At 74.5% G+C, this 14,637-nt stretch carries 14 protein-coding genes; 5 read left to right on the top strand and 9 right to left on the bottom strand.

Annotation, left to right across the window (positions count from 1 at the left end; translation table 11 throughout):
* The first annotated feature begins 65 nt into the window (after positions 1 to 65).
* Both FHN55_RS11905 and FHN55_RS11900 read left to right on the top strand, forming a co-directional pair.
* Entirely contained in the window at positions 66 to 1,661 is a 1,596-nt protein-coding gene (locus FHN55_RS11905; protein ID WP_139712501.1) for an APC family permease, read from the top strand.
* Between the two features lie 229 nt (positions 1,662 to 1,890).
* On the top strand, positions 1,891 to 3,570 hold the full coding sequence (locus FHN55_RS11900) for a BCCT family transporter (RefSeq protein ID WP_180357795.1): 1,680 nt from the start codon (positions 1,891 to 1,893) through the stop codon (positions 3,568 to 3,570).
* Between the two features lie 65 nt (positions 3,571 to 3,635).
* Here the strand turns inward: FHN55_RS11900 and FHN55_RS11895 are convergent, their stop codons facing one another.
* The gene (locus FHN55_RS11895; protein ID WP_257570909.1) at positions 3,636 to 4,442 is read right to left on the bottom strand and encodes an IclR family transcriptional regulator; all 807 of its coding nucleotides are present in this window, start codon (positions 4,440 to 4,442) and stop codon (positions 3,636 to 3,638) included.
* A gap of 215 nt (positions 4,443 to 4,657) precedes the next feature.
* Between FHN55_RS11895 and FHN55_RS11890 the strand changes: the two genes are divergently transcribed.
* Both FHN55_RS11890 and FHN55_RS11885 read left to right on the top strand, forming a co-directional pair.
* The gene (locus tag FHN55_RS11890; protein ID WP_139712500.1) at positions 4,658 to 5,986 is read left to right on the top strand and encodes an aromatic ring-hydroxylating dioxygenase subunit alpha; all 1,329 of its coding nucleotides are present in this window, start codon (positions 4,658 to 4,660) and stop codon (positions 5,984 to 5,986) included.
* On the top strand, positions 5,983 to 7,164 hold the full coding sequence (locus FHN55_RS11885; RefSeq protein ID WP_139712499.1) for a hybrid-cluster NAD(P)-dependent oxidoreductase: 1,182 nt from the start codon (positions 5,983 to 5,985) through the stop codon (positions 7,162 to 7,164). The genes FHN55_RS11890 and FHN55_RS11885 overlap by 4 nt, the downstream gene beginning before the upstream one ends.
* 27 nt (positions 7,165 to 7,191) lie before the next feature.
* Here the strand turns inward: FHN55_RS11885 and FHN55_RS11880 are convergent, their stop codons facing one another.
* The 7 genes from FHN55_RS11880 to FHN55_RS11850 form a co-directional block, all read right to left on the bottom strand.
* Positions 7,192 to 8,091 carry a GNAT family N-acetyltransferase gene (locus FHN55_RS11880; protein ID WP_139712498.1) on the bottom strand — a complete coding sequence of 300 codons (900 nt, stop codon included), beginning with the start codon at positions 8,089 to 8,091 and terminating at the stop codon, positions 7,192 to 7,194.
* Complete coding sequence (locus tag FHN55_RS11875; RefSeq protein WP_139712497.1) at positions 8,088 to 8,471, bottom strand: ATP-binding protein; 384 nt, start codon at positions 8,469 to 8,471, stop codon at positions 8,088 to 8,090. Before FHN55_RS11875 ends, FHN55_RS11880 begins: the two co-directional genes overlap by 4 nt.
* A 90-nt stretch (positions 8,472 to 8,561) precedes the next feature.
* Positions 8,562 to 9,095 carry a hypothetical protein gene (locus FHN55_RS11870; protein WP_139712496.1) on the bottom strand — a complete coding sequence of 178 codons (534 nt, stop codon included), beginning with the start codon at positions 9,093 to 9,095 and terminating at the stop codon, positions 8,562 to 8,564.
* A 76-nt stretch (positions 9,096 to 9,171) separates the two neighbouring features.
* Positions 9,172 to 9,363, bottom strand: a complete 192-nt coding sequence (locus tag FHN55_RS11865) for a hypothetical protein (RefSeq protein WP_139712495.1) — start codon at positions 9,361 to 9,363, stop codon at positions 9,172 to 9,174.
* 195 nt (positions 9,364 to 9,558) lie between these two features.
* Positions 9,559 to 10,305 carry a GAF and ANTAR domain-containing protein gene (locus FHN55_RS11860; protein ID WP_180357794.1) on the bottom strand — a complete coding sequence of 249 codons (747 nt, stop codon included), beginning with the start codon at positions 10,303 to 10,305 and terminating at the stop codon, positions 9,559 to 9,561.
* 81 nt (positions 10,306 to 10,386) lie between these two features.
* Complete coding sequence (locus FHN55_RS11855; RefSeq protein WP_139712493.1) at positions 10,387 to 10,818, bottom strand: hypothetical protein; 432 nt, start codon at positions 10,816 to 10,818, stop codon at positions 10,387 to 10,389.
* Positions 10,819 to 10,938: 120 nt separating this feature from the next.
* Entirely contained in the window at positions 10,939 to 12,618 is a 1,680-nt protein-coding gene (locus tag FHN55_RS11850) for a methyl-accepting chemotaxis protein (RefSeq protein ID WP_139712492.1), read from the bottom strand.
* A gap of 83 nt (positions 12,619 to 12,701) precedes the next feature.
* Here FHN55_RS11850 and FHN55_RS11845 point away from each other — a divergent pair, with 83 nt between their 5' ends.
* The gene (locus FHN55_RS11845; RefSeq protein WP_218974595.1) at positions 12,702 to 13,877 is read left to right on the top strand and encodes a radical SAM protein; all 1,176 of its coding nucleotides are present in this window, start codon (positions 12,702 to 12,704) and stop codon (positions 13,875 to 13,877) included.
* A 6-nt stretch (positions 13,878 to 13,883) separates the two neighbouring features.
* Here the strand turns inward: FHN55_RS11845 and FHN55_RS11840 are convergent, their stop codons facing one another.
* Positions 13,884 to 14,621, bottom strand: coding sequence for an HpcH/HpaI aldolase/citrate lyase family protein (locus tag FHN55_RS11840; RefSeq protein WP_180357793.1), 738 nt, complete (start codon positions 14,619 to 14,621; stop codon positions 13,884 to 13,886).
* Positions 14,622 to 14,637 lie beyond the last annotated feature (16 nt).

Below are 14,637 nucleotides of genomic sequence, written 5' to 3'. Positions count from 1 at the left end.
CCACCCACCCACCCAGCCGCGCCGGCGCAGGACGCGCCGGCGCCGACGGACCCCAGGAGGTCCCGGTGAGCACCGCACGAGGAGAACGCACCTCCGTCCCCACCCCCCGGCCCCCGGCGAGCGGCAGCAGCGCTGCCGGTGCCGACAGCCACGGCCTCGACGAGTACGGCTACGCCCCCAAGCTCGAGCGCAGCATCGGCTCCTTCGCCAGCTTCGCCGCCGGCGTCAGCTACATCTCGATCCTCACGGGCACGTTCCAGCTCTTCTACTTCGGCTACGGCACCGCCGGACCGGCCTACCTGTGGTCCTGGCCGCTGGTGTTCGTCGGCCAGCTGCTCGTGGCGCTCGTCTTCGCCGAGCTCTCGAGCCGCTTCGCCGTCGCGGGCTCGCTGTACAACTGGACCAAGCAGCTGGCCTCGCCGACCGTGGCGTGGATCGCGGGCTGGACCATGCTCGTGGCCTCGGTCGTGACCCTCTCCGCGGTGGTGCTGGCGTTCCAGCTCACGCTGCCGCAGCTGTGGTCGGGCTTCCAGCTCGTGGGCTCCGCCGACGACCCCGTCTCCTACGCCCTCAACGCCGTCATCCTCGGCGGGGTCGTCGTGGTCTTCACCACCGTGGTCAACGCCTTCGGCGTGAAGCTGATGTCGCGCATCAACTCCACCGGCGTGTTCATCGAGCTCATCGCCGCCGTGGCGATCATCGTCCTCCTCGCGGTGCACGTGAAGCGCGGGCCCGACGTCGTCCTGGACACCCGGGGCATCGGCGTGGACCACCCCGGCGGCTACTTCGGCGCCTTCCTCGTGGCGGCGCTGGCCTCCGGCTACGTCATGTACGGCTTCGACACCGCCAGCTCCCTCGGCGAGGAGACCAAGGACCCCCGCCGCACCGCGCCCCGCGCCGTGCTGCGCGCCGTGGTCGCCTCCTTCGTGCTGGGCGGCCTGATCCTGCTCCTGGCGCTCATGTCGGCGCCCGACCTGGACGACCCGCTGATCGGGTCCGCGTCCGGCGGTCTGCAGCACCTGGTGCTCTCGACCGTGGGCAGCGGGTTCGGCGTGCCGTTCCTCGTGTGCGTGGTCGTCGCGGTGCTGGTCTGCTCCCTGGCGGTGCACACCGCCACCGTCCGGATGGCCTTCGCGATGGCGCGCGACAACAACCTGCCGTTCGCCGAGAAGCTCGCGCACATCAGCCCGCGGTTCAAGACGCCGGTGCTGCCGGCCGTCGTCGTCGGCGTGCTGGCGATCGTCGTCCTCGTGGTGAACGTGGGTCAGCCGCAGATCTTCACGGTCATCACCAGCCTGGCCGTCGGCATGATCTACCTGGCCTACCTCGTGGTCACCGTGTCGCTGCTGGTCGCCCGCCTCAGGGGCCGCTGGCCCCGGCCGCTGCCCGACGGCAGCCCGGCGCCGTTCACGCTCGGCCGCTGGGGCCTGCCGGTCAACGTGCTCGCCGTCCTGTGGGGCGTGGCGATGATGGTCAACCTGCTGTGGCCGCGCCAGGAGGTCTACAACGCCTCCGCGCCCTTCCACTGGTACCTGCAGTACGGGGCGGTGCTGTTCATCGTGGTGGTCGTGGGAGGCGGGGCGCTCTACTACCGCCTCCGGCTGCGGCACCGCTCCGGCGTGCTGACCAGCCACGCCGCCAGTGCGGGCGAGGGGGCCTGACCGCCGGCCTCGCACCGGGTCGACGAGCTCCGCGGGGTCCGGCCGCCGAGGCGGCGGGGCCCCGCAGGGCGACGGGTGGGGCGGGCCAGGTCTTGACCACGACTGATACATCAGAAAGAGTGTTACATCTAGGTCACACGGCGCAGTGCTGACCGAGCCGCTCCTAGGGTGCAACGACCCGCTCCACCCGGACCAGGCCCCCGGGGGCCTGTCGTGAGAGGACCACGCCATGTCGCTCGAGACCGGAGCCCCTCCCGATCACCGCAGGCCGCCCCTCGACAAGCCCGTGCTGGCCGTCTCGGCCGTCGTCGTCGTCGCCCTGTGCGCCGTCGGGATCGCCGCGCCCGAGCAGCTGGCCGAGACCAGCGGCGCCGTCCTGTCCTGGATCACCGGCAACCTGGGCTGGGCCTTCGCCGTCAGCGCCACCGGGTTCGTGGCCCTGGCGCTGGTGCTGGCGTTCAGCCGCGCCGGCAGGATCCGGCTGGGTGCCGACGACGAGCGGCCCCAGTTCAGCCGCGCCTCGTGGGTCGCCATGATGTTCTCCGCCGGCATGGGGATCGGCCTCATGTTCTACGGCGTCACCGAGCCGGTCACCCACCTCATGACGCCCCCCGAGGGCGACGTCACCGCGGGCACGCCGGCCGCCGCCGACGAGGCCATGCAGTACACGCTCTTCCACTGGGGCCTGCACCCGTGGGCCATCTACGCCGTGGTCGGCCTGGCGCTGGCCTACTCCAGCTACCGCAAGGGCCGCCCCGGCGGCTTCTCGGCGGCCTTCGCCCCGCTGCTGCGGGGACCCCGCGGCCGCGGCGCCGCCAAGGCGATCGACGTGCTCGCCATCTTCGCCACCGTCTTCGGCTCCGCCGTCAGCCTCGGCCTGGGCGCGGCGCAGATGAACGGCGGGCTGTCGCACGTGTTCGGCGTCGCCTCCGGCACCGGCGTGCAGGTGGTGATCATCGCCGTGCTCACGGCGTGCTTCGTCATCAGCGCCGTGTCCGGCATCGAGCGCGGCGTGAAGATCCTGTCCAACACCAACATGGTGCTGGCCGGTCTCCTGCTGCTCTTCCTCTTCGTGGTGGGCCCGACGGTCTTCATCCTCGACATGGCGCCGAACGCCGCCGGCAACTACCTCGCCGCCCTCCCGCACATGTCCCTGCGCACCGGCGTCTTCGGCGGGCAGGAGTGGCTGTCTGGCTGGACGATCTTCTACTGGGCCTGGTGGATGTCGTGGACGCCCTTCGTGGGCGCGTTCCTCGCCAAGATCTCCCGCGGCCGCACCATCCGCGAGTTCGTCGTCGGCGTCATGCTCATCCCCACGCTCGTGAGCCTGATCTGGTTCTCGGTCTTCGGCGGCACCGCCATCAACGCCCAGCTGACCGGCGCCCTCGACGTGCTGGCCGACGACGACCAGACCGCCCAGATGTTCAACCTCCTGGCGCTGTTCCCCTGGTCGGGCGTGACGTCGCTGCTGGTGGTCCTGCTGGTCGCGATCTTCTTCGTCTCCGGTGCCGACGCCGCCAGCATCGTCATGGCGTCGCTGTCGAGCAACGGCGACGACGAGCCCCACCGCTGGCTCACCGCAGCCTGGGGAGGCCTGACCGGGGTGGTGGCGATCGTGCTGCTCTACGCCGGTGGCCTGCAGGCGCTCCAGAACCTCACGATCATCGCCGCCACGCCGTTCCTCGTGGTCATGGTGCTGCTGTGCTGGGCCCTCCTGAAGGACCTGCGCGGCGACACGGCCCCGATGTCCGCCATCACGGGCCGCATGCTCGCGGTGCCCCCGTCGCGCGCCGCCCAGGCGCCGGGGAGGGCCGGTGCGTCGCCGTCGCTGGTGGAGGCGCCCACGGCCCCCTCGTCCGAGGAGGACGCGGACCGGCCTGGGGCGCGCAAGGTCGGCGTCAGCGACTGAGCCCGCTCCGCGGCGGGTCTGCGGGCGCGGCGGCTGGGCCGGTGGTCCGGGAGCGGGCCACCCGCTCAGCCGGGCTTGACGGCGCCGAGGCGCCAGGACGCCCGCGCCGCGGTGGCGAGCACCTGGTCGGCGACCGAGGGGACCACCTGCGGCGTCATCCGGTACGTCGGGCCGCCTGCGGTGAGCGCGGCCACGACCGTCCCGTCGGCCCCGAGCACCGGGGCGCCCACCACCACCAGTCCGGCCTCGTGCTCCTCCCGGGCCACCGCCCAGCCGCGGCGGCGGACCTCCTCCAGGTCGGCGAGGAGGGGGCCGCGGTCCACCAGCGTGTGCTCGGTGAAGCGCTCGAGCCCCTGTTCGCAGAGCTGCTCGACCCGTCGCTGCGGCCACCGGGCCAGGAAGACCTTCCCGGCGGCCGTGGCGTGCAGGGGGCCCCGCCTGCCCACGTAGTCGGTGCTCGCCACGATGGAGCCGCCGGCGGCCTGGTCCACCGTGGTGATCTGGGTGCCGTCGCTGACCACGAGGTTCACGGTGTCGCCCACCGCCTGGGCCAGCTCCACGCACAGCGGGCGGCACAGGACCGCGACGTCGTGAGCACCCGCGGCGCCCGCGGCCAGCTGTGCGGCGGAGGGTCCGAGGCGGTAGCGCCCGCGGTCGCCCTCCTGCAGCACCAGTCCCCGTGCCTCCAGCGTCGCGAGCAGCCGGAAGGCCGTCGCCTTGTGCACGCTGACGCTGCCGGCCAGCTCCGTCAGCGTGGACGGGCCGCGGGTGGCCAGGGCCTGCAGCAGCGAGACGGCCCGGTCGACCGACTGCACCGTGCCGGCGCGCGCAGGCCCGGGGGCGGCGCCGGAGGCGCTCTCGTCGTTCCGCACCCCGGAACAGTAGGACGACACGCCGCGCCGACCGCCGCGCCGGGCGCACCGAGGGGATGCTGCGCACCCCCCTTGACAGCGTTCTGGGCCGGGCGAAGGATCTCGACCACCCAGCAGTGAAACAGTTTCGTCTGATGAAACGCATCGTCCGGTGACGGAGCCGACGACGCGGCGCGCCACCCGTCACCGATCTCGCCAGGTTCGAAGGGAAGCCCATGACCACCCAGCTCACGCCGCCGGCCTCCACCAGCGCCTCGGCCAGCACCCGGGTCAGCACCCCGGGGGGCCCGCCGGCTCCCGGGGCCTCAGCGGCCGAGCTCGTGGCGCGCCGGAAGAAGGGGTACAGCCTCGAGGGCGGCTTCTACACGAGCCAGGAGGTCTACGACCTCGACGTCGACGTGATCTTCAGCAGGAACTGGGTCTTCGTGGCCGCCGCCGCCGAGATCCCCGAGGCCGGCGACTTCGTCACGGTGGACATCGGCAGGGCGTCCGTCATCGTCGTCCGCGACGACGACGACCAGATCGCCGCCTTCCACAACGTCTGCCGCCACCGGGGCTCGCGCCTGCTGGAGGACAAGGGCTTCGTCGGCAACATCGTCTGCCCGTACCACCGCTGGACCTACGCGCTGGACGGCTCGCTGCTGCACGCGGAGTCCCAGCCGCCGACGTTCGACAAGACCTGCTTCTCGCTGCGCACGGTGCACGTGCGCAACCTCGCCGGCCTGGTCTTCATCTGCCTCGCGCAGGACGCTCCGGACGACTTCGACGAGGTCGCGGAGATCCTCGAGCCGCACCTGCTGCCGTACCAGCTCGACAAGGCCAAGGTCGCCCGCCAGGTGGACCTGCCCGAGGCGGGCAACTGGAAGCTCGTCATGGAGAACAACCGCGAGTGCTACCACTGCGACGGCCACCCCGAGCTCATCAGCGCCTACTTCCCGATCTTCGCCTACGACGAGGAGGACATCACCCCCCGTCTCAAGCCCCTCTTCGCCAGGTACACCAAGGCCGCCGAGGCGCTGGCCGAGAAGCGCGCCGCCCAGGGCACGCCGCTGCAGGACCACATGCAGCTCGACACCCGCGTCGTCGGCTTCCAGCTGACGCACCTGCCGCTGGACGGAGAGGGCAAGTCGTTCGCCGCCGGCGGTGCCGCGGTGTGCTCCAAGCTCATCGGCGAGATCAAGGACGCCGCCTTCGGCGACCTGTCGCTGCACATGCAGCCCAACAGCTGGTTCCACTTCCTGGGGGACCACGCCGTCGTCTTCTCGGTGATGCCCACCTCGCCCACCACCAGCGTGCTGCGCACCACCTGGCTGGTGCACCCGGACGCGGAGGAGGGGGTCGACTACGACCTCGAGTCCCTGTGCGCGGTGTGGAACGCCACCAACGACCAGGACCGCGTGCTCGTGACGAACACGCAGGTCGGCTGCACCGACCCCAGCTACGTCCCCGGGCCGTACTCGATGGTGGAGGACCAGGTCGAGGGCTTCGTGAACTGGTACGTCACCCGCCTGCGCGAGCACCTGGGCGTGGAGGCCACCGCATGACGACCACCACCGCGCTCGCCCCCCACGCACCGCCGCACCCGGCGGGACTGCGCACCTGGGGGGACGACGAGGACGAGTCCCTGCTCGTCTGCCAGGCGGTGCTCGACGTCACCCACGACGTCAAGACGTTCACCTTCGCCTCGCCGGACGGGCACCTCTTCCACTTCGAGCCGGGGCAGTTCATCACCCTGCGCCTCGACGTCGACGGGACCGAGGTGCTGCGCTCCTACACCGTCTCCTCCCCGCCCACCCGGCCCCACGCGCTGTCGATCACGGTCAAGCGCAAGCCCGGCGGCGTCGTCTCGCCGTGGCTGCACGACACCGTGCGGCCCGGCACCGCGCTGCGCGTGCAGCCGCCGCTGGGGGTCTTCAGCACCAGCCGCCACCCGTCGGCGAAGTACCTGTTCCTGTCCGCGGGCAGCGGCATCACCCCGCTCATGTCGATGACGCGCACCCTGGCCGACCTGGGCCGGGACGCCGACGTCGTCTTCGTCCACAGCGCCCGCACGCCGGCCGACATCATCTTCCGCCGGGAGCTCGAGGCGCTCGTGGCCCTGCACCCGTGGCTGCGGGTCGAGCACGTCGTCGCCAGCACCGGTGACGAGCCGGGCTGGTCCGGGCTCGTCGGCAAGCTCGACGGAGCGCTCCTGACGGCGGCCGTGCCGGACTGCGCCGACCGCGAGGTCTTCGTCTGCGGGCCGCCGCCCTACATGGACGCGGCGCGCACCGCCCTCCTGGCCGCGGGCCTGCCGGCCGCGAGGTACCACCAGGAGACGTTCAGCTTCGAGCGGCTCGACCTCGAGGACGCCACCGGCACGGCGGTCGAGGGCTCCCTGGACGCCGAGGCCGTCGAGCGCGTCGCCGACGCCTCGGCCGACCTCGGCGGTGGCGCGGACGCCCCGGCCGAGGCGGAGGAGGGCTTCGCGGTGCAGTTCACCCGCAGCGGCTGCGCCATCCGCTGCGGCCGCGACGAGACGATCCTCCAGGCGGCGTTCCGCGCGGGTCTGACCCCGCCGTCCTCGTGCAGCGAGGGCGTCTGCGGCACCTGCAAGACCACCCTCGTGGACGGCGAGGTGGACATGCAGCACCAGGGCGGCATCCGGCCGCGCGAGGTCACGATGGGCAAGGTGCTGCTGTGCTGCTCCAAGCCCCTCACCGACGTCTCCGTCGAGGCCTGACGCCGCCAGCAGCCACCCTGGCGCCGCTCAGGGCGCTGGGCCCACCGCGCGGGTCCAGGTCAGCCACTGCGGCTCCAGGCGGTACCCGAGCGCGCGGTTTGCGCGCAGGGACGCCTCGGCCACCGCGGCGCCGCCGGTGCGGAAGGTGCGCACGCCCCGTGAGAGCAGGACGACGACGGCGAGCGCCTTCAGCGCCGTCGCCAGGCCACGCCCCCGGTGGTCGGCAGCCACGGCGGTGAGCTCGGTGTCGGCGGAGCGCCCGTCGTCGTCGACCTCGAGCAGCGTGACGGCCACGAGCCGGCGTCCCTGCGCCGCGGGAGCCGTGACGCCGAAGGCGGCGCGCCCCGGACCGGCCGCGAACCCGGTCACCTCGTCCAGGCCGAGGTCGGGTGCGGGCGTCGCCGGCGAGGCGGGGAAGTCGGCCCGGCACTCCTGCACGAGCCGGTGGGCGGCAGCAGCGTCGCCGGAGCCGAGCTGGCGCAGCACGAAGCCGCAAGCCGCTGCGGCCTCGACCCGGCGGTGGGCGGCGTCGACGTCGACGTCCTCCGCGTCCAGCTGCGCACCCCAGGAGCGGCCCGTCACCGCGTAGCCCGCCCGCTGCAGCCCGGCGACGACGAGGGCGGAGTCCTCACGGACGGTGACGTGCCAGCGGTCCACGCCGCGACCGAGAGGACCGCCCGTGGCGGCGGCCTCCGCCTCGAGCCAGGCGTCGGCAGCGCCAGCCACCACGGTCAGCAGCCGCTCGCGCGGGTCCTCGCCGGCCGGACCGCACACCGCGGCGCCGACGAGACCCGACGGACCGCGCAGGGCCACGACGCGCCCCTCGGCGACCGCGGTGGAGAGCTCGGGCGGGATCAGCTCGGGGAACGTGTCCGACCACAGGCGGAGCAGGTCGTGGAGGTCGGCCGCGGTCGCGGGGCCGGTCACGGCTGCCGGTCGCTGGCGAGGGTGAACCACACGACCTTGCCGCCGGGCTCCTCCCGCACGCCCCAGGAGTCGGCGAGGTCCTCCAGGAGCGCCATGCCGCGCCCGTGGGGGGACCCCCGCCGCAGGCGGAGCACCTGCGGCAGCTCGGTGCTGTCGTCACCGACCTCCACCTGGATCCACTCGCCGGTGGCGACCACGCTCAGGCGCGCCCGGCTGGCGGCGTGCAGCACGGCGTTGGTCACGACCTCGCTCGTGAGGAGCACGGCCAGGTCGCTCGACAGGGCCGAAGCACCCGCTGCTCTGCAGCGGTCGCGGACCATCGAGCGGGCGGCTGCGATGGAGCTCGGGATGGCGTCGAGGACGGTCGACGCGGGATCCACCCCTCGAGATTAGGGGCCACCCGCGCGCTCCACCCCTCGGGGCGCACGCGCCCTCGGGCGGGCGCCGCCTCCGGGGGCTGAGGTGGACCGTCAGTCCGTCTCGTCGTGATCCTGCGTGGCCGGGAGCTCACGCTGCGTCGCTGACGCGCGTCGCTCCACGGCTGCCTCGTGCCGCGACTGCGCAGCACGGCGCCGGTCGGTGCGCGCCTCGTACCGGTCGCTGGCGGCCCAGTCGCGGGCCACCGCGGCGTGATGGCGGTCCAGGGCACCGACGTCCGGGACCCCCTGCGCGGCGGCCCGGTCGGCGGCGGTGCGGTCCCGCAGCAGCGCCTTGGTGTCACGGGCCTCGGCGGCGCGGTCGCGACGCTCCGCCGCGGAGTCGAACTCGTCCGCCAGGGCGTCGAGCCGGTCGGCGAGGGCGTCCCGGTCGGAGGCCAGCCGCGACCTCTCGGCGGGGTCGGTGCTCGTGCCGGCCCGGTCGCGGAGCTCCGACGCCAGACGCCTCACCCGCTGCTGCTCCGCGAGGAGCGTGTCCTCGTCGGGTCCTGCGGAGGCGGCACCGTCGGGGGTGCCACCTCCGCCTCCGCCGGGCGCGGGAGGTGGGGCGGCCGCAGCGTCGGACACGTCTCCACCGTAGGGGACGCCTCCCGGACCCGCCGACGACACCGCGGCTCGGCCGCGGCCCGGTCCCCCGGGGGGATCAGCGGCCCTTGCGGCCCCGCTTCGTGCGCTGGGCGGCGTCCGCGGCCCTGGTGAGGCCCTTCGTGACGACGCTGGGGCCGCGGCGCGCCTCGATGCCGCGGGCGACCTTGCGGGCCACCGCCGCGCCGACGGGCACGGCGACGGAGAGCAGCAGCCAGCGGCGGAGGCTGGTGGCGAGGAGGAAGGGCACGGCGTCTCCTGGGGGTCTGTCGACGAGGTGCCGACGAGGGCTGGCGGACGGCGGGTCGCCGCCCGGCAAGATCAGCGTCACACCGCACGCCGCACACGGCGACCGGAACCTCAGCCGACCGGGCTCCGGCGGGCTCCCCCCGGACCGGTGGGGGACCGGTGCGCGAGGGGCAGGGCGCGCAGGGTCATCGCAGGGTCAGCGCAGGGGGAGCTCTCCGGTGGCCGCCAGCTCGGCCGCCACCTCGTGCAGCTTGCGGTTGGTGTGCTGGCTGGCGGTGGCGAGCAGACCGAAGGCCTGGTCGGCGGTGATGCGGTGGCGCTCCATGAGGATGCCCTTGGCCTGCCCGATGACGTCGCGGTTGGCCAGGCCGACCCGCAGGTTCTCGAGCTGGTGGGCGTCGGCGACGGCCCGGCCGGCGTGGACGGCCAGCAGGGCCAGCGCCTGCACGGCGCGGGTGTCGAAGGCCGCCGGGGTCTCGCTGAGCAGCTTCAGCGCGCCCAGGGAGGTGCTGCCGGCGCGCAGGTGCACGCACAGCACGCTGAGGCTGCCCAGCGCCCGCGCCCGTGCGGCGAGGTCGGGCCAGCGGTCGGCCTCGGCGGCCAGGTCCGCCACGTGCGTGACCGCGCCGTGCAGCGCTGCGTCCCAGCACGGTCCCTGGCCCGTCTGGGCCTGCAGCTCGTCGAGCTCCAGCACCAGCTCGGACGTGCTGGCGGCCGGCGACACCCGGTGCCGGGCGCGCAGCAGGCAGACACCGGCGTGCTGGGCGCTCGGCACCAGCTCCACCGCCGCTGCGGCGGTCCGGTCGAGCACCGCCTGGTGGGACGGGTCCGCCTGCAGGGAGCCGGCCAGGTCGGCCAGGTGCTGGGCCAGGTCGTCAGAGGTGCCGGCGGCCCCCTGGGCGGGTCCGTGCGCATCCGCGGCACCGAGGAGTGCGCTGTCCATCGTCGGAGCCTTGCAGCGACCGTCCATGAACACCTCCCGAAGAGCAGACACCCCGCTGCGCGCTCGCCGGCTCAGGCCCGTTCACCAGGGCCAGCGCGAGGGCCACTGCCTGCGGACGTCGTCGGCCTGCTGCCAGCCCGCCCGCGCGTGCTCGACGTCGTCGTGGGCCCGCAGCAGCTCGTCCTGGCGCGCCGGGTCGGAGCGCACCAGGTGCGCCACCACGCGCTCGCGGCGCAGCGCCTGGTCCAGCGCGCGGCGCCGGCGGCGCTCCTCGTCCTCGGCCTCGTGGCGCAGGCGGACCTGCTCGTCGTGGACCAGCCGGTCGGCGGCTCGCCGTCGCTCGACCTCGCGCCGGTCGCGCTCCTCCGCGTCGCGCTGGTGGCGCCAGAGGTCCACCGCGGCGCGCCGCCGCTGCACGGCCTCCAGGGACCGCCGTTCGAAGGTCTCGTCGTGCCGGCGGCGCTGCTGCTCCCGGGCGGAGCGGTCGTCGCGTGCTGGTCCCTCGGGAGCCATGGTGCCCGCCCCTCTCGGCGGAGTGCGCGCGGCTGCGCGCCCCACCAGGGTCGCACGCGGGGACGACGACGGCGGGCGGCCGCGCCGTGAGCCGTGGTCGCTGCTGCGTGCGCGGGTGGCTCAGAGGCGGAAGGTGGCCACCGCCCGCTCCAGCGACGCCGCGACGGTGGCGACCTCGGTGGTGACGGACTCCGTGCTGGCCGCGGTGCGCGTGGTCTCGTGGGCGGTGGAGGCCACCTCGGACACCGTGCGCGCGATCTGCTCACTGCCCCGGGCCACGGCGGAGACCGTGCGGACCATCTCCGCGGTGGTGGCGGCCTGCTCCTCCACCGCGGCGGCGATGGTGCCCTGCAGCGCGTCGATGCGGCTGATGACCTGGCCGATGCCGTGCAGCGCCGTGCTCGCAGCCTCGGCGTCCACCTGCGTGGCGCTGACCTTGGCCGTGATGTGCTCGGTGGCCCGGGCGGTCTGGCGGGCCAGCTCCTTGACCTCGCCGGCCACCACCGCGAAGCCCTTGCCGGCCTCCCCGGCCCGGGCGGCCTCGATGGTGGCGTTGAGGGCGAGCAGGTTGGTCTGGGCGGCGATGCTGGTGATGAGCGCGACCACCTCGCCGATCTCGCGGCTGGAGGCGCCGAGCCGCTCGAGGGTCGCCTGGGCGGCGTCCGCGGCCTGCACGGCGTCGGCCGCCACCTGCGAGGCCGACAGGGTCGACTCCGAGATCGACTGGATGGCCGCGGTCATCTGCTCGCCGGCCGCCGCGACGGTCGCGATGTCGGTGCTGATCCGGTCGGTGGTGCCGGCCACCTCGGCGGTGGTGGCCGACGTCGTCGTCGCCTCCTGCGAGAGCTGCGCGGCGGAGGTGCGCAGCCCGGAGACGGAGGTGCTGAGGCTGCGGGCGTCGGAGGTCAGGCCCCGCACCAGTGCGGAGAAGGTCTCCAGCGACTCGTTGGTGGCGCTCGCGAGCACGCCGAGCTCGTCCTGCCGCCCGGTGCGGGCCCGCTGGTCGAGGCGGCCCTCGGCCAGGCCCCGGACCACGCCGACCACGTCGGAGAGCCGGGTGGTGATGGACCGCGTCACCCGGGGCGCGGTCACCGCCGCCAGGGCGACGGCGAGGACCGTGGTGGCGAGCAGGACCAGCTGCAGCCGCGCGATGGCCGCGTCAGCGGCCTCGTGGGCGGCCGCGGCGCGCGCGTCGACCAGCTCCACCAGCTCTCCGGTGGCCTCGTTGAGCTCCTGCCAGCTGCTGTCGAGGGGGCCGTTGAGCACCTCGTAGGCCTGCTGGCTGGACTCCGGAGTGCCGGTGCGGGTGAGCTCCAGCAGCTGGTCCGTCTGCCGGAAGTACTCCGTCCACAGCTGGCGGACCCGGTCCAGCGCCGCCTGCTCGCGCGGCGCGAGGCCACCGGCCGCGAAGCCGGCGAGCAGCGCGTCGCCGTCCTTGCGCGAGGCGGCCAGGCCGTCCACGTTGTAGGTGCTGGTCTGCAGCGACGCCGCCCCCTCGGTGACGGCCTGCGCGTAGACGTAGGCCTGCCAGCCGGAGACGTCGGTGTTGAAGTACTCGATCCGCTCCGCCTCGCGAGCGGTCGCCTGGAGGACGGCGAGCGCCCGCGTGCGCTCCTGCTCCTGGTGCAGCGCCCACATTCCGGTGCCGCCGCAGACCATCGTGAGGGCGGTCAGCGCGGTGAAGGCAGCGCCCAGGCGGGATCCGACGGAGTTCAGCACCCCGCCCGCATCGGTCATGATCTGCGGGGCCTTGACCCGGACCGACCAGCGCAGACGGCCGAGCGCGCGGTGGCGCCCCATCAGCGGCTCCCGGTCGGGGGACGCTGCACCGCCACCGGCTCCGCCCCGGAACGCCGGCCACCGCGGCGGTGTTGGACCAGGTGATGACTCCGACGCGCGAGCCCGACCCTTCCGCCGCACCGCACCTCACCCCGCAGCCGCAGGCCAGCAGCGCCGACCCGGTCGCCGTGGTCGGGGCCCGTGCACCCAAGCGGTGGCTGCCGAAGCGGGTGCTGGTCACCGCCTCCGCAGCCGCCACCCCGCACGGTCGGCGCATCGTCGAGCGCGTGCAGGCGGCGGGCGTGCAGGACGTCCGGCTGCTGCGCGCGGACCGCCTGCCGCCGCTGCGCGGCGAGGACGAGCGCGCCACCTACGCCCTCGCCAAGTCGACCCTCGCCGTGGTCACCTCACCGCCGTCCGCGCGCACGCTCGTCCCGATCCCGCCCAGCGCCGACTGGCGCCTCGACCTCGCCACGGGCTGCCCCGCGCACTGCCAGTACTGCTACCTCGCCGGGTCGCTGGCCGGCCCTCCGGTCACCCGCGTCTACGCCGACCTGCCCGAGGTGCTCTCCTCCATGGACAGCCACGTCGGCCGGGGCGCGGTCACCACCGGCACCAGCGCCCGCCACGGCGAGGGCACCACCTTCGAGGCCTCCTGCTACACCGACCCCCTCGGCATCGAGCACCTCACCGGCTCGCTGGCCGCCACCATCACCCACGTCGGGACCCACGACTGGGCCGCACCGGTGGGCCTGCGGTTCACCACCAAGTTCGACGACGTCACGCCGCTGCTCGACCTGCCCCACGGCCGCCGCACCCGGGTCCGCTTCAGCGTCAACAGCGCCGGACCGAGCGGCGGCGAGCGCTTCGAGGGCGGCACCGCGCGGGTGCGCGAGCGGCTCGGCGCCCTGCGCCGCCTGGCGCTCGCCGGCTACCCGGTGGGCCTGACCATCGCCCCGGTCATCCCCGCGCCCGGCTGGCAGGAGGCCTACGGGGCCCTCCTCGACGACGTCGCCGCCGCGACGGCGGACGTGCCCGAGCTCGACCTCACCGCCGAGGTGATCACGCACCGCTTCACGCCGAAGAGCCGCGAGGTGCTGCTCGGCTGGTACCCCGCCACGAAGCTGGAGATGGACCCGGAGCAGCGCACCACCAAGCGCGGCAGGTACGGCTCGGTCAAGCACGTGTACGGCAAGGAGACGATGGCCGACGTCCGCAGCTGGTTCGAGCGCGAGCTGGCGGCCCGCGTCCCGGCGTCGCGGCTCCTCTACTTCACCTGACCGCCCTCACCGCACGGCCGCGGCAGCGGCGGCGCTGAGCAGCCCGGTGTCCGTGGCCACCACCACGTCGGTGAAGCCGAGCTCGAGCAGCCGCCGCCCGCGGGTCGCGTCGCCGCCGTAGGCGCCGGCGCGCACCCCCGCGGCGCGGCACGCAGCGACCACGGCCGGCAGCGGTGCGCCCTCGTCGTCGTCGGCGAGCAGCGCGTCCAGCGTCGTGCCGAGCGAGAGCGACAGGTCGTTGGGGCCCACGAACACCGCGTCGACGCCGGGCACGGCAGCGATGTCGCTGACCCGCTCCAGGCCCGCCGCGGTCTCCACCATCACCGCGCACCGCACGGCGGCGTCGGCCTCCGCGGTGCCCGGGGCGGTGCGGCCGACCAGGCCCTGCATCGGCCCGAAGCTGCGGCGGCCCGTGGGCGGGTAGCGGCAGGCGGCGGCAGCGGCGGCCGCCTGCTCCACCGACTCGACCAGGGGGACGACGACGCCGGAGGCACCGGCGTCGAGCGCGCGCCCGATGCCTCTGGCGCGGTCGTCGCCGAGGCGGACCCACACCGGCACGTCCGTCTCGAGGGTGAGGAGGACGTCGGTGAGGGTGCGCTCGGTCCAGGCGCCGTGCTGGGCGTCCAGCACCACCCAGCCAGGACGGGCCGCGAGCAGCAGCCGCAGGACCCGCGGGTCGTCGAGGGTGCTCCAGACGGCCAGCGACCGCTCTGCCTGCACTGCCTGCTCTGCGTGCTCCGCCACCGTGCCGCACCCCGTC

The organism is Streptomyces sp. NP160 (genome assembly GCF_006335115.1).
Taxonomy (GTDB): Bacteria; Actinomycetota; Actinomycetes; order Actinomycetales; family Quadrisphaeraceae; genus Quadrisphaera.
This window is presented reverse-complemented; position numbering and strand designations above follow the sequence as displayed.